The organism is Pontibacter populi (genome assembly GCF_019336435.1).
GTDB classification, from domain to species: Bacteria; Bacteroidota; Bacteroidia; order Cytophagales; family Hymenobacteraceae; genus Pontibacter; species Pontibacter humidus.
In genome coordinates this window covers 1,097,742-1,112,041 of sequence record NZ_JAHWXQ010000001.1, presented here as the reverse complement: position 1 = coordinate 1,112,041, position 14,300 = coordinate 1,097,742, and the positions used below count along the sequence as shown (strand labels likewise).

The window sequence follows — 14,300 nt, the reverse complement described above, 5'->3', positions numbered from 1 at the left end:
TAGAAATTAAGCCATTAAACACATGAAAGGAATTATACTTGCCGGGGGCTCCGGAACCAGACTTCACCCGCTTACCCTGGCTGTGAGCAAGCAGCTGATGCCGGTGTATGACAAGCCGATGATCTATTATCCGCTCTCGACGCTGATGCTGGCCGGTATCCGTGAAATCCTGATCATCTCCACCCCACACGACCTGCCAATGTTTGAGCGTCTTTTAGGAGATGGCTCACAGATTGGCTGTAAGTTTAGCTATAAGGTACAACAAGTACCAAACGGACTGGCGCAGGCCTTTGTGATAGGAGAGGAGTTTATCGGCAGCGACAAAGTGGCGCTGGTGCTGGGCGATAACATATTTTACGGCTCGGGTATGAGCAAGCAACTGCAGGCCAACAACAACCCCGATGGCGGTGTGGTATACGCCTACCACGTGCACGACCCGGAGCGCTATGGGGTGGTAGCGTTTGACGGTGATAATAACGTTATCTCGATAGAAGAAAAGCCGCAGCAGCCAAAAAGCAACTACGCCGTGCCTGGCCTGTACTTTTACGACAACGAGGTAGTGGAAATCGCCAAAAGCCTGAAGCCAAGCCCGCGTGGGGAGTACGAGATAACCGATGTGAACAAAGAATACCTGCGTCGTGGGAAGTTAAAAGTAGGCATCCTGGATCGCGGGACCGCCTGGCTGGATACGGGCACCATTCAGTCGCTGATGCAGGCTGCTACCTTTGTACAGGTCATAGAAGAGCGGCAAGGCCTGAAGATCGGCTGCATCGAAGAAGTAGCCTGGCGCATGGGCTTTATCTCAGACGAGCAGCTGCAGCAGGTTGCCGAACCACTGCGCAAAAGCGGCTATGGGGACTACCTGCTCCGGATGTTGAAAGAGAAGCGTTAAACGATAGAAAGGCCACTTTAAAAGTGGCCTTTTTTTGTAAGTTAGAGTTTAGGCAAAACGATCTCAACTTACTATATTGTAATAGCTGAATGATTATATATTGTTTTCCGCAAAAGCCTCTGATGAATTACCGATACATCCATACGACATTAAACTTTGCTATTGCAACAGTCTGGCTGATTAATGGCCTGTTTTGTAAAGTGCTGGATATGGTAAACAGGCATGAGCAAATTGTAGCAGAGATTTTAGGGAGTGACTTTTCCCGACAGCTGATTTTACTGATCGGATTTGCTGAAGTTGGAATGGCTGTTTGGGTGCTAAGCGGTATAAGAGCGAGGTTGAATGCTGTTTTACAAATTGCAGTAGTGGCAACAATGAATATTCTTGAGTTTTCCCTGGTTCCTGAGCTGTTGCTATGGGGCAGACTTAACATCCTCTTTGCCTTATTATTTATAGTTGTTATCTACTACAATGAATTTATTCTGAACAGAAGGCAGATTTTACAAACAAAAAATGCTCTCATCACTTAAAAATCACCCTTTTGCTGTAGAAGCATTTTTTAAAAGTTCTATGGTGCTGACTTTTGCTATTCCTAAAGAGCAATTACAAGGCCTTATTCCTGAATGCCTTCAATTAGATACTTTTAATGATAAGTGGGCATTTGTTGCAGTGGCTATGGTGCAGACAAAGAACCTGCGCCCAAAAGGATTTCCAGCGTTCTTAGGGAATGATTTTTTCCTGATCGGCTACAGAGTCTTTGTGAGATACACCAATAAAAGTGGCCGTCGGCTTCGCGGACTCTATATTCTTAAGTCTGAAACCGATAAAAAGAAAATGGAAATAATGGGTGATCTCTTTACACATTACAACTATACAACTACTGATGTCAACAGTACCAAGCATGAAAACACAAAGGAGATTAGTTCACGCGGCTCGGGTTTCAGAATACTGTTTACTGGTGAAGATGAGGCCGCTTCTCTGCCTGCAACTTCACCGTTTGCCGACTGGAAAGAAGCAAGACGTTTTGCAGGGCCCTTACCTTTTACATTTACCTATAACTCTGCAACAAAAGATGTCCTTATAATTGAGGGAGTCAGACAGAACTGGGTGCCCCAACCATTAAATATTATAGACTATAGTTTCTCTTTTCTGAACACACCGGAGTTTAAAAATAAGGTGCTGGCAAATGCATTTATCATTCATAACATTCCATACTACTGGAAGAAGGGCAGAATAGAAAAATGGGAAGAGTAAGGAAACCCTTACAGGGCGTTACTAACATCATTCGCTTCAACTGGCACTTTTATGTGGTAGCTACTGGGGTTGTATTGTTATTGCTTCTAATTGCTGGTTTTGCAGAACAGCCGCTTTCAATGCTTAGCTACATTACTGCGGGTGCCACCACTGTTTCAACTTCAGTATCGCTGTTAGTCTCCCTATATGTCTATGATTTATCCGGCCTTTATGATCTGACTTGGGCGGAAGCCGGGCTAGAAGATGAGGGCCTTGTTGTAAACATACATGCAGGATTTGATGAAACAAGTGCCAATCTAAAAAATAGGTATCCTAATTCAGACTTTATAGTTATGGATTTCTATGATCCTGCCAGGCACACGGAAGTATCTATCAAACGTGCCAGGAAAGCTTATTTGCCAGTTGATGGCGCCATGCAAATAGTTACAAGTCAGCTGCCTTTGTCGAATAACTCTGCTGATATGATTTTTGTTTTTATGGCTGCCCATGAGATTCGGGATACAACCGAGAGGCTTAATTTCTTTCAAGAGCTGCATAGGGTTCTTAAGCCTACTGGTAAAATATATATAACAGAACATTTACGGGATATTCCGAACCTTTTTGCTTACAACATAGGCTTTCTCCACTTTTACTCAAAAGCATCCTGGTCACGCATATTTAGCAATGCAAGCTTGCTGCTTGATAGAGAAATAAAAATCACCCCCTTTATATCCACATTCAAACTACGAAAAAATGGAGCTACACTTTAAAGTTATTGGTGCTATCCTGATTGTCTTAGCGTTGGTGCACATTATCTTTCCACGGTATTTTAATTGGGTAGAAGAGCTTAAACCATTAAGCCTGATAAACAGGCAGATGATGACTACCCATACATTCTTTATTGCTTTGACTGTATTCTTAATGGGATTGCTTTGCCTTACATCTGCCAATGAGCTTATCGTAACAGACTTAGGAAAGAAAATATCGTTGGGGTTCGCTGTGTTTTGGATGATCAGGCTATACTTTCAGTTTTTTGGATACTCGGCGGAACTATGGGAGGGGAAAAGATTTGAAACTATAGTACATGTCCTGTTCTCTTGCTTATGGTCATACTTGAGTGTTGCATTCCTGACAGCTTATTTTAACTAACCAAACCGCTGAAAGCCCCTACAACACAAACCCCAGTAATAACCCCGTAAGAATAAGAACAGGAGCCGGAATCTTGGTAAACATCAGCAGTGCAAACGTAGCTACTACTATACCAAAGTTAAGGAGGGTATTATCGATAGGGTGGTAAAGCATAATAGCTGCGGCTACTACCATGCCGGAACTAACAGCACTTATACCTTCCAGAGATGCCCGCACTACTCTATACTTTTTAAGCTCTTCCCAGAAACGGATAACAAAGAAGATAAGGAAAGTGCCTGGTAAAAAGATGCCTACTGTAGCTACAAACGAGCCTAAGAATTGGCCGGCTATGCCATACTCGCGCATAGCCAGATTGCCTACAAAAGCAGTGAAGGAGAAAGTTGGCCCTGGCAGCGCCTGTGCAATAGCGTAACCCGACAGAAACTCTTCACCGGTAAGGTAGCCTTTAAACTGTACAAACTCCGTGTACATAAGTGGTACCAGCACCTGCCCGCCGCCAAAAACCATGCTGCCGTTACGGTAGAAGTTCTCAAACAACCTGACTGGTAACGAGGAGGTGGCCCCACCCAGCGCCGCAGCCAGAATAAACACACCTACATACAGAATGAAGTTAGCCCATTGTATGTGCAGGCGTTTGTCTTTCTCCTGTGGATGCTGTTTAAAGCGAAGGGCTGTTACGGCGCCACCGGCAATTAAAAGCAACGGGTATACCCACGGCGACCGGAAAAAATACGACAAGACTGCCGAAACTACCATCAGCATAATCGCAACTTTCGTGTTTACCACTTTTGCACTTATCTTCCAGGCGGCATAGGCCACAAAACCAACCGCCATAGGCAGGATGATTCGAAGGAAATGAAGCGAAATGTTGTTCTCCTGCAGGTATGAAATAACAAAGGCTGCAAGTGCCATTATGGTGGCGGCAGGCATTATCCAGACGAGCAGTGTCAGGTATGCCAGGTTGGGGCCACCGATCCGGAAGCCGATGGCTGTTATAGTTTGTGTGGAGGTTGGACCGGGCAGGATCTGGCAAAGGGCGTTCAGTTCTATCAGTTCCTGATCGGTGAGGTAGCGGCGCTTTTCAACAAGCAGTTTAAACATTAACGCGATATGCGCCTGCGGCCCACCAAACGAAGTAAGGGCAAGAAGTAACACGTCTTTCAGGAAGATGTAGTAGCGCAGGCTCATATGGGGTAAAAATAAAAAAAGAGAGACAGCTTGTAACTATCTCTCTTTTAAATATTTCAAAATATTGATACTTAAGCTTTCTTAAGGCCAAGTTCTATCAAACGCTCGGTCAGGTACTCACCTGCTGTGGCATCCGGGTACGCTTTCGGGTTCTGCTCGTCTATACAGCTCTCCAGGCAGGTAAGGTCCATTTCGGAACGTGGGTGCATAAAGAACGGAATAGAGAAACGTGAAGTATGCATCAGCTCGCGCGGCGGGTTAACCACACGGTGAATGGTAGACTTCAGCTTATTATTGGTTAGGCGTGCTAACATATCACCAACGTTCACAATTACCTGCTCAGGCAGGGCCGTAATCGGAATCCACTGGCCATCGCGGCGTAGTACCTGCAGACCATCGGCGCTGGCACCCATCAGCAATGTGATCAGGTTAATGTCGCCATGCTCAGCAGCACGTACAGCATCGGCTGGTACGCTGTCCGGGTCCTCGATCGGGAAGTAATGGATCGGACGCAAAATGCTGTTGCCGAACTTCACTTTCTCATCAAAGTAATTCTCTTCCAGGCCCAGGTGGATAGCAATAGCACGCAGCACCTCTTTACCGGCAGTTTCCAGTTTACGGTAAGCTTCTAAGGTTGCGTCTTTAAATTCCGGTACTTCCGTTGGGAAAACGTTTTCAGGATATTCTTCTTTGATCGGGTCGTTGTCCGGGATATCGCTTAGCTCCTGGCCAACGTGATAAAACTCTTTTAAGTCGCCGGTGTTAAAGCCTTTTGCTTTTTCTTTAAACTTACCTACGTAGCCACGCTGCCCGGCTAATCCTGGTATTTCATATTTCTGCTTTTCTTCATCAGGTAAAGCAAAAAACTTTTTAGTAGCAGCATACAGCCTTTCAGTCAGCTCATCGCTCAGGCCATGGTTACGGAGGGCAATAAATCCTATATTCTGATACGCATCACCCAATTTCTTCACAAATCGAGCCCTTCTTTCAGCGTCACCTGACGTAAAATCCGCTAAGTCCAGAGACGGAATTTCGTCGAACAAAATTTCACTCATATTATTTTGCTGTATACTTTTTTGTGTTGTTCACGTAGTTCGCAATATACGAAAAAAATAAATTCACTAACTTAGCTCAATTGCTAACCTAATCTCTTACAGATGAAAAAAACCTACCTTGGCCTGGCAGCCGCCCTTTTGCTGGGTGTTACAGCGTGCGATACAGCACGACAGACACAGGATGCTGAGAACCAGACGCCTGTAGTTACCACAACCACCACCAGCGGACCAACTCCTGCCGGGGCAATTATGAGCAAAAACGGCCTGCGCGTTTACGCGTTCGATGACTCGCAGCAATACCCTGAATCGGCGCTGCGCCTGAACACACCACCAGCAGGTGGCCTTGTAGAGCCGGGGCCTGTAGAATTTAACTACAGCCTGTCGAATTACCAGCTTACCCGCATGACGCCGCACTCTAATGCAGAGCATATGGCGAACTCACAGCAGGGGCAGCACATTCATAACATAGTTGATAATGAACCATATACGGCGCATTACGAAACTACGTTCACAAAAGACCTGAAAGAAGGCGACCACGTAATTCTGTCGTTCCTTTCTCGTTCTTACCACGAAAGCTTAAAGCACAAAGGTGCTTACGACCTGCGTATGGTTACAGCCGGTAAGCCAGCCGAGCGCATGAACTTCGACCTGAAAGCGCCGCACATGTTCTATAGCCGTCCTAAAGGAGAGTATGTTGGTACTGATACAGAAAAGATCATGCTGGATTTTTATCTGGTAAACACTGACTTATCACCAACTGGTAACAAGGTACGTGCAACTATAAACGGTACTGAGTTTATGCTGGACCGCTGGTTACCATACATTATAGAAGGCCTGCCAATGGGCGAAACAACTATAAAACTGGAGCTACTGGACAACAATGGCAATGTACTGCCTGGTCCGTACAATACAGTAGAGCGTAAAATCACGCTGAAAGAAAGTTAAGAAGTATCACTTCGGATAACGAGAAAGGCCGGTGCTGTAAGTAGCACCGGCCTTCTCTGTTTTATAGGGATTTGATGTTATTGTAGTTCTTACAGTTTCTTCCTGACCATAATGAGACTCAGAGAAATCTATTTTAGCTATATTTCCTCTTCTGTCATTTCGAACAAAGAGAGAAATCTATCTCAGCTTATAGTTGGCTACTCTACTACTTGAACCAAGCCTTTCTTTCATAGCTACTTCAAATCCTGGGAGCTTTACTCACTTTTAGTTCTATAGTTAGCTTTGGTGCCCTCACGGCCGGGAGGCCCCGTCTTCGGGCATCGCGCGGTGTACATTTGCTTTGCTCCTGCGTCGCAATACCTTCGGTACCAGATATTCACAAGGCGCTCAACCCAAAGACTGTGATCAGTTCGATAGCTATAGTTTGTCTATAGATTGAAAAGATAAGCTTCGAGATTTATCGTGGCTATAGTTTCGAAGGGACAGGTGAACCTGTCCTGCTCGTGGTGTGTAACTATCGCAAACCCAGATTTCTCCTTCGTTGAAATGACAATTAGAGTAGTAGTAGCAGAAAGTCCCCCTTTGAAGGGGGTAGGGGGATGACAAAACGCGAACTATAGAACTAAACTTGAAATTATAGCTACAGCAGGAATTCCCCTCTCGGGAGGGGTAGGGGTGAGTTAAAGTGGCAACTATAAAACTATAACCTTAACTATAGCAATGGCAATAAAAGCTCCTCGCCTTAGCAAAGGAGTGGGCTGGGATGAGGTGAAATAAAAAGCCGGAACATATTACTGCTCCGGCTTTTTACTCATCTATAGTTAATTATAAATTACTCCTTTGGCTTATTTGGTGTACCTGAGGTTTGGTCAGGACTGGCGATAGAATTGCGCATGTCTGTGTCGGACTGGATGTTCTGCATTTTATAGTAATCCATAATGCCCAGGTTACCGCTACGGAAAGCAGCTGCGATGGCCTGCGGAATCTCTACTTCAGCTGCAATTACCGATGCACGGGCTTCCTGTGCTTTAGCTTTCATTTCCTGCTCAACGGCAATCGCCATCGCACGGCGTTCTTCAGCTTTTGCTTCGGCTACTTTTAAGTCGGCATTTGCCTGGTCTATCTGTAGCTTGGCGCCAATGTTCTCGCCCACATCAATGTCAGCAATATCAATGGAGAGAATCTCATAAGCAGTTCCGGCATCCAGACCCTTCTGCAGTACAAGTTTCGAGATCATGTCAGGATTTTCGAGCACGCTTTTATGAGAGATAGACGAACCGATAGAAGTAACGATACCTTCGCCAACACGGGCAAGTATAGTTTCTTCGCCGGCACCACCTACCAGTCGCATAATGTTGGCCCGAACTGTTACACGCGCCTTGGCAACAAGCTGAATACCGTCCTGTGCGACAGCAGCCACGTTTGGCGTATTGATCACTTTAGGGTTTACGGATGTTGTTACTGCCTCAAACACGTTACGGCCTGCCAGATCTATAGCAGTTGCCTGCTTAAACGACAACGGAATATTTGCTTTATCAGCAGAAATAAGGGCTTTGATAACTGTAGGTACATTTCCGCCTGCCAGGTAATGGGTTTCGAGCTCGGTGCTTGTAATGTCAATGCCTGCTTTGCTTGAGTTGATCATAGAGTTTACAATCAGGCTTGGCGGCACTTTACGAATGCGCATAAATACAAGCTCCAGTAAGCTGATTCTAACACCAGAGAATAGTGCTGTAATCCAGAGGCTTATCGGGAAAAAGTATAAAAAGATCAGGAGCAGTATAATGCCGCCTGCTATTAAAAAAATTACGGATAGGTTTTCCATTTGTAAAGGGTTAGCTAACTTCTTCTACTGTTATTTTATTATGATTAAGACTGATAATGCGGATTTGAGTATTGGGCGCCAGAAACTCTCCTTTGGTTTGCACCTCATGTTGCTGATCATTAAAAAGGCCTGTTCCCTGGGGGCGCAATGCCGATACGGTTACGCCGGTTTCGCCTATCTGAAGTGTATGCGGATGTTCGTCATTCACCCTGTTTTTCATCTGGTCGTTCAGCGCAAACCTGGACCAGGCGTCTGTCCGGAAACTATAAAAAAATGCCACGCCCGCTATAAGCACTGTTGAGCCAAGTATTATATGCCCTATAGTTGTGCCTAAGGCCGCATACCCGATCCAGATGCCGATGCCTGCCAGTACAAAACCAAGTATACCAATAAGAGTCGTACCCGGAATAAACACCAGTTCCACAATGATCAGGACCAGCCCGATCGTGATAAGTAAGATTACAGTTACCCAGTCTAGTAGCATAGGAGGTGGCTTGTTAGGTAAATATAGTGATTTTTAGATCAAACTGCGAATTGTTGTAGGTTGATTATGTGGTGTTATCGTGAGTTTATAGGTGGTATTTCCTTTCTTTGTCCTCCCGAGCAAAGCCGAGGGTCCTTATATGTTTTTAATTTACTCTCTTTTTGTCATTTCGATCGTAGGGAGAAATCTATTTCAGCTTAAAGTTAGAGAAGCTATAGTTCTCTAGTTTGATCCTCTAGAACCCGAACCGAGCTATTCTTCCATAGCTTTCTATAAATAATCCTGGGAGCTCTACTCACCTATAGTTGTCATAGTTGGCTTTGGTGCCCTCACGGCCGGGAGGCCCCGTCTTCGGGCATCGCGCGGTGTACATTTGCTTTGCTCCTTCGTCGCAATGCTTTCAGCACCGCAAATCTACAAGGCGCTCAACCCAAAGACTGAGAAGTTTCTCATAGCTACTGTTGAGCTATAGTTTGAACCTGCTCGCTTCGAGATTGATCGTGGTGGTAGTTTCGTGGGGTCAGGTAAACCTGTCCGTGCTATACCTGTAGCTATAGAATTGTAAAGCCAACTATGGCAAAAGCAGAAATTCCCCTCTCGGGAGGGGCAGAGGTGGATTAAAGCAGCAATTATAAAACTACACCTTAAATTATAGTTGCCTAAAAGCTCCCCGCCTTGGACTAGTGAGAACGGGAGTTCGAAACTAGCGAGCGTAGCTCTGAGGGGTTGGGGCGGTTGGACTACGCCAACTATAAAATTCTTGATCCAGCTACTTCTAATTCCTGTCCCTTCCGGGCCAGTTGAGTCAGGAGACTCAACACCATATTAAGTCACGAGCGAGGACGCTCGCGCCAGCGTAGGGCGCCCACTTAAAATCCCGTTCATCCATTAATCCTGAAAATCCTGGTTCAGACAAAAACAAAACCGCCACTCCTGAGAAGGAAAGTGGCGGTATGTTTAATTGAAAACTGCTGATTCAATAATCAGCAATTTTCAATTAATAAGCCTTGGCAAAGTAAACACGACGCTTGCTCGGCTTACCAGTTATCATATCAACACCGTCTTCATCAGGCGTATTAAGGGCAATGCAGCGTATGGTTGCTTTGGTTTCTTCCTTAATGCGTTCTTCCGTTTCCGGAGTGCCATCCCAATGAGCTAACACAAAACCACCTTTGGTTTCCAGCACTTCTTTAAACTCTTCGTAGCTATCTACTTTGGTAGTATGCTCTTCTCTATAGTTTAGCGCTTTGTTATAGATGCTTTCCTGTATCTCGTCAAGCAAAGCAGGAATATAAGTTGCCAGGCTGTCGAATTGTTGCGAGCTTTTCACTTTGGTGTCGCGGCGAACGATTTCGGCGGTACCATTTTCCAGGTCTCGTGCTCCGATGGCAAGGCGTACAGGTACACCTTTCAGTTCCCACTCAGCAAACTTAAAGCCTGGGCGCTCATTGTCGCGATCGTCAAACTTCACGCTGATGCCTTTTGCTTCCAGTTCTTTCTTAAGCTTCAACACTTTCTCACTGATCTGGGCAAGTTGCTCTTCACCTTTATAGATCGGAACGATTACAACCTGGATCGGAGCCAGCTTTGGAGGCAGTACTAAACCCTCGTCGTCAGAGTGGGCCATTACCAGCGCCCCCATCAAACGGGTACTTACACCCCACGATGTTCCCCAAACATATTCCAGACCTCCGTCTTTGGTAGCGAATTTCACATCAAAGGCCTTGGCAAAGTTCTGGCCCAGGAAGTGTGATGTACCAGCTTGTAAAGCTTTGCCATCCTGCATCATACCCTCGATACAATAAGTTTCCAGGGCACCGGCGAAACGCTCATTCGGTGTTTTTATACCTCTGATAACCGGCAGGGCAATATACTGCTCGGCAAACGTAGCATACACTTCCAGCATCTGCTCTGTTTCGGCAATGGCTTCTTCGGCAGTAGCGTGGGCCGTGTGTCCTTCCTGCCACAAGAACTCAGCAGTTCTTAAAAACAAACGCGTACGCATTTCCCAACGCACCACGTTAGCCCACTGGTTTATAAGCAGAGGCAGGTCGCGGTAGCTTTGTATCCAGCCTTTGTAGGTGTTCCAGATAACAGCTTCTGAAGTTGGTCGAACAATTAGCTCTTCTTCGAGTTTAGCATTTGGGTCTACGCGCAGTTTTCCTGGTTTATCAGGGTCGTTTTGCAGGCGGTAATGGGTAACTACAGCACACTCTTTGGCAAAACCTTCAGCATTCTGCTCTTCGGCCTCGAACAAGCTTTTGGGCACAAATAGCGGGAAGTATGCATTCTGGTGGCCGGTAGCCTTAAACATATCGTCCAGCTGACGCTGCATTTTCTCCCAGATAGCATAACCGTAAGGCTTTATAACCATACAACCACGCACAGCGGAGTTCTCGGCAAGCCCTGCTTTTTTCACCAGTTCGTTATACCATAAGGAGTAATCTTCGCTTCTTTTTGGTAGCCCTTTGCTCATTTTTAAAATAATTTATAGTATATTCTTAATTGTAGATGTTTTTGGAATAATAATTGCTATAGTTTCAATTACAATTTAGACATCAATACAGCTCAAAATTACGTTAATATATTATACTATTGATAAGGTTTTGCGCCATTGTGTTTATATCTTTGATATAGAAGGAGTTTTACATCAGCAGGTCATGAAAAAGTTTACAATCTTAACGATAGCCCCGGCGCTTGCTCTGTTTGCAGTTGGTTGCAGCAGCCCTAACGCTATGCAGTCTACGGAGTACGATGATATGTACTATAGCACTGCAGACAGAACCGAATACGTACAGCCAGCCCAGCAAACCTATGCAGACGCAGAGCAGCAAACAGAGGATGGCACTGAAGAAGGTATAACGAACCCGGAATACTCGGAAAAAAGCAGTGCTGCTACCGATAACTATTACGGGGACGAGTATTATGATGGCCGTGAATATGATCAGCGCGATAACTGGTATCGTCCGAGCTACTCATTTGTAGACCCTTCCTGGGCTTACGATCCGTACCCGAGCTATTACGATAGCTATAGTTATAACAGAGCCTATCGTCATCGTTACGCTGATCCTTTTTATGACCCCTTCTATTACGACCCGTTCTTCTATGATCCTTTTGCTTACAGACCTTACTGGGGAAGTGGCCTGTCGATATCAATAAGCTATAACTATGGCTGGGGCGGTGGCTATTATGGCCGTTACAACCCTTATTACGGTTATGGCCGCTATTATAACTCCTGGAACCCATACTATAACAACTATTACGGAGGGTACTATGGCCGCCAGTATGTGTATGATTATCCTGGTTATAACAACCCGCGCAAAGTACAGTATGGCCCGCGTGGCGAACGTGGCGGTGTGGTAACAGATCGTACACAACGTGAAGGCAGAATAGAAAGAGGTACCTTAACAGAAAGCAGGGAGCAGCGCGCAGAGCAGGGCCGTCCGGCCAGAACAACAGACCGTGCTCGTCCGCAGACTACTGAAACAAGCAAAGACGTAATAACTACACGCCCGGGCCGGGAAACTACAAGACCTCGCAACAGCGACGTAAACCGCCCGACACGTGAGGAGCGCACTACAAGGCAACAGCAGTTTAATAATGACGCACAACCTGCAACCCGTGAAGTAGAACCACGCACACGCCGGACTGAACCAGCAACACGCCAGCCGGAGCAGCGCACTACCCGCGAAACTCCGCGCCGTGAATATCGCCAGCAGCAGCGCAGCACCGAAGCACGTCCTGCTGTAATACAACGCACCGAAACTACCCGCCCACGCGAAACAACACGCTCGTACGAGCAGCGCGAGGTACGCAGGTCAGAACCGGCACCTACACGCAGCAGCGGCAGTTCCGGAAGCAGCAGTGGAAGTAGTTCCGGCAGTAACAGTGGCGGACGGCCGCCAAGAGGTAACTAACCCTTTTCAGTAAACGAATCACATGAAAATGAATAAGCTATTTTCTGCCAGCCTGGCGATACTACTGGGCTGGAGCGGAACTGCTTTGGCTCAGAATGGAGAAGACGCCCTGCGTTACACCCGTCTTGGTCTTCAGGGTTCTGCACGTATACAAGGTATTGGCGGTGCGCAAACAGCACTTGGCGCCGATATTTCAACAATTTCTGTAAACCCGGCTGGACTGGGTATGTTCCGTAGGTCAGAGGCAAACCTAAGCCTTGGCTTTACCAACAACAGCACCAATTCCCTGTTTATGGGGCGCAACACACCTGATGAACGTTCTACCATCAACATTCCGCAGGCTGGTGTGGTGTTCAGTAACCGCAAAGACGATAGCGAAAGCAGTGACTGGCGCGGATCTACCTTTGGTATAAGTATGTCCAGGATCAACAACTTTAATAACCGCACTACTTATAACGGCGTCACTTCCGAAACTGCACCGGGTATAGTTGAATACATTTACGAGCAGGCGCTGGCAGACGGAGTTACTGTAGATGACCTCGCAGATGAGTTTAATAATGGGTATTTTACGTTGCCGGGCTTAGCGTATGGTACCTATCTTTTTGATGAGTTGGAAGATGATCAGGGCGCTTATTATTTGCCGGTAGATCGCTTTGGCGCATTAAACATACAGGAAGAGCTGGTTCGCCGGGGATCACAAAGTCAGTTTGATTTTGCTTTTGGTACCAGCTTCCGCGATAAGATATATCTGGGCGCATCATTAGGAATTGTAAACTCAAAATTTACGCAGGAGCGCATTTATCGCGAAACTGAATCGGATACCGACTCTGACTTTGAAAGCCTGGAGCTTCGCGATCAGTTTACCACAGAAGGCGCCGGCGTAAACCTGAAGCTCGGCGTTATAGTTAGGCCGATAGATGCGTTGCGTTTTGGCTTAAGTGTACAGACCCCGACTGCCTATACCTTTACAGAAACTTACGACCGCTCGATGTACTCTACTTTCAACGGAACTGCCGGAAGGGAGAACTATAGTGCCATTGAGATGCCGGGCGAATTTTCGTACCAGCTAACGACACCTTTCAGGGCCAATACCGGTGTTGCGGTTTTTGTGGGTAAGTATGGCTTTATAACCGCCGATGCTGAGTATGTAGATTACAGCAGCATGCGTTTTAAAGAAGACGATGAGAACAGTAACTTCAGTGGCTATTTCAGTGGCGTGAACAGCAGCATAAACGATACTTACAAATCAGCAATGAACTATAGAGTTGGGGCTGAAGGCCGCTATGAAGTGTTCAGGTTACGTGCTGGTTATGCTATTTCAGGCAGCCCTTACAAAAACAGCTCATTTGATGCCAAAGTAAACACCTTTACGCTTGGTGCCGGTGTGCGCCTGCAAAACTATTATGCCGATATCGCCTATGCCCGATCAAATGGTAACAGCCGCTATTCGCCATATACGTTTGAAGATGCCTCGCAGGACCCTGTTGTGGATATGGAGAATAAGCAGAGCAACGTGATGTTTACAGTTGGATTAAATTTCTAATTAGAACGATACTTCCAGTTTAAAAAGCGCAGGGCTTATGGCCGGGCGCTTTTTGCTTTTACAAGCCAT

13 protein-coding genes are annotated in these 14,300 nt (G+C 46.1%); 8 read left to right on the top strand and 5 right to left on the bottom strand.

Annotated elements, in window-relative coordinates; genetic code table 11:
- The first annotated feature begins 22 nt into the window (after nt 1-22).
- The 5 genes from rfbA (at nt 23) to KYK27_RS04820 (ending at nt 3,274) form a co-directional block, all read left to right on the top strand.
- Nucleotides 23-892 carry a glucose-1-phosphate thymidylyltransferase RfbA gene (gene rfbA / locus KYK27_RS04840; protein ID WP_199108859.1) on the top strand — a complete coding sequence of 290 codons (870 nt, stop codon included), beginning with the start codon at nt 23-25 and terminating at the stop codon, nt 890-892.
- A gap of 122 nt (nt 893-1,014) precedes the next feature.
- Entirely contained in the window at nt 1,015-1,422 is a 408-nt protein-coding gene (locus tag KYK27_RS04835; protein WP_199108858.1) for a DoxX-like family protein, read from the top strand.
- Nucleotides 1,406-2,146, top strand: coding sequence for a DUF2071 domain-containing protein (locus tag KYK27_RS04830; RefSeq protein ID WP_199108857.1), 741 nt, complete (start codon nt 1,406-1,408; stop codon nt 2,144-2,146). Before KYK27_RS04835 ends, KYK27_RS04830 begins: the two co-directional genes overlap by 17 nt.
- Entirely contained in the window at nt 2,134-2,895 is a 762-nt protein-coding gene (locus tag KYK27_RS04825; RefSeq protein ID WP_199108856.1) for a class I SAM-dependent methyltransferase, read from the top strand. The genes KYK27_RS04830 and KYK27_RS04825 overlap by 13 nt, the downstream gene beginning before the upstream one ends.
- Entirely contained in the window at nt 2,879-3,274 is a 396-nt protein-coding gene (locus KYK27_RS04820) for a hypothetical protein (RefSeq protein WP_199108855.1), read from the top strand. The genes KYK27_RS04825 and KYK27_RS04820 overlap by 17 nt, the downstream gene beginning before the upstream one ends.
- 18 nt (nt 3,275-3,292) lie before the next feature.
- Here KYK27_RS04820 and chrA read toward each other — a convergent pair whose 3' ends face one another.
- Both chrA and KYK27_RS04810 read right to left on the bottom strand, forming a co-directional pair.
- Nucleotides 3,293-4,462: a chromate efflux transporter gene (chrA, locus tag KYK27_RS04815; RefSeq protein WP_199108854.1), complete on the bottom strand. Its 1,170-nt coding sequence runs from the start codon at nt 4,460-4,462 to the stop codon at nt 3,293-3,295.
- Between the two features lie 71 nt (nt 4,463-4,533).
- On the bottom strand, nt 4,534-5,517 hold the full coding sequence (locus tag KYK27_RS04810) for an isopenicillin N synthase family dioxygenase (RefSeq protein WP_199108853.1): 984 nt from the start codon (nt 5,515-5,517) through the stop codon (nt 4,534-4,536).
- Between the two features lie 102 nt (nt 5,518-5,619).
- Here KYK27_RS04810 and KYK27_RS04805 point away from each other — a divergent pair, with 102 nt between their 5' ends.
- Complete coding sequence (locus KYK27_RS04805) at nt 5,620-6,462, top strand: hypothetical protein (protein WP_199108852.1); 843 nt, start codon at nt 5,620-5,622, stop codon at nt 6,460-6,462.
- 832 nt (nt 6,463-7,294) lie between these two features.
- Here KYK27_RS04805 and floA read toward each other — a convergent pair.
- From floA to proS, 3 genes are all read right to left on the bottom strand, one after another.
- On the bottom strand, nt 7,295-8,287 hold the full coding sequence (gene floA, locus KYK27_RS04800; protein ID WP_199108851.1) for a flotillin-like protein FloA: 993 nt from the start codon (nt 8,285-8,287) through the stop codon (nt 7,295-7,297).
- 10 nt (nt 8,288-8,297) lie between these two features.
- A complete protein-coding gene (locus KYK27_RS04795; RefSeq protein WP_199108850.1) occupies nt 8,298-8,771 on the bottom strand; it encodes an NfeD family protein in 474 nt (157 codons plus the stop codon).
- Nucleotides 8,772-9,768: 997 nt separating this feature from the next.
- Complete coding sequence (gene proS / locus KYK27_RS04790) at nt 9,769-11,247, bottom strand: proline--tRNA ligase (protein WP_199108849.1); 1,479 nt, start codon at nt 11,245-11,247, stop codon at nt 9,769-9,771.
- 184 nt (nt 11,248-11,431) lie between these two features.
- Between proS and KYK27_RS04785 the strand changes: the two genes are divergently transcribed.
- A complete protein-coding gene (locus KYK27_RS04785; RefSeq protein ID WP_199108848.1) occupies nt 11,432-12,688 on the top strand; it encodes a hypothetical protein in 1,257 nt (418 codons plus the stop codon).
- A gap of 22 nt (nt 12,689-12,710) precedes the next feature.
- Nucleotides 12,711-14,231 (top strand): OmpP1/FadL family transporter, encoded by a 1,521-nt coding sequence (locus tag KYK27_RS04780; RefSeq protein ID WP_219337352.1) that lies wholly within the window; start codon nt 12,711-12,713, stop codon nt 14,229-14,231.
- Nucleotides 14,232-14,300: the final 69 nt, after the last annotated feature.

What these genes read in the sequence shown, in the direction of transcription:
- rfbA (WP_199108859.1), top strand. Translation starts at nt 23, where the DNA reads ATGAAAGGAATTATACTTGCCGGGGGCTCCGGAACCAGACTTCACCCG.
- KYK27_RS04835 (WP_199108858.1), top strand. Translation starts at nt 1,015, where the DNA reads ATGAATTACCGATACATCCATACGACATTAAACTTTGCTATTGCAACA.
- KYK27_RS04830 (WP_199108857.1), top strand. Translation starts at nt 1,406, where the DNA reads ATGCTCTCATCACTTAAAAATCACCCTTTTGCTGTAGAAGCATTTTTT.
- KYK27_RS04825 (WP_199108856.1), top strand. Translation starts at nt 2,134, where the DNA reads ATGGGAAGAGTAAGGAAACCCTTACAGGGCGTTACTAACATCATTCGC.
- KYK27_RS04820 (WP_199108855.1), top strand. Translation starts at nt 2,879, where the DNA reads ATGGAGCTACACTTTAAAGTTATTGGTGCTATCCTGATTGTCTTAGCG.
- chrA (WP_199108854.1), bottom strand. Translation starts at nt 4,462, where the DNA reads ATGAGCCTGCGCTACTACATCTTCCTGAAAGACGTGTTACTTCTTGCC.
- KYK27_RS04810 (WP_199108853.1), bottom strand. Translation starts at nt 5,517, where the DNA reads ATGAGTGAAATTTTGTTCGACGAAATTCCGTCTCTGGACTTAGCGGAT.
- KYK27_RS04805 (WP_199108852.1), top strand. Translation starts at nt 5,620, where the DNA reads ATGAAAAAAACCTACCTTGGCCTGGCAGCCGCCCTTTTGCTGGGTGTT.
- floA (WP_199108851.1), bottom strand. Translation starts at nt 8,287, where the DNA reads ATGGAAAACCTATCCGTAATTTTTTTAATAGCAGGCGGCATTATACTG.
- KYK27_RS04795 (WP_199108850.1), bottom strand. Translation starts at nt 8,771, where the DNA reads ATGCTACTAGACTGGGTAACTGTAATCTTACTTATCACGATCGGGCTG.
- proS (WP_199108849.1), bottom strand. Translation starts at nt 11,247, where the DNA reads ATGAGCAAAGGGCTACCAAAAAGAAGCGAAGATTACTCCTTATGGTAT.
- KYK27_RS04785 (WP_199108848.1), top strand. Translation starts at nt 11,432, where the DNA reads ATGAAAAAGTTTACAATCTTAACGATAGCCCCGGCGCTTGCTCTGTTT.
- KYK27_RS04780 (WP_219337352.1), top strand. Translation starts at nt 12,711, where the DNA reads ATGAAAATGAATAAGCTATTTTCTGCCAGCCTGGCGATACTACTGGGC.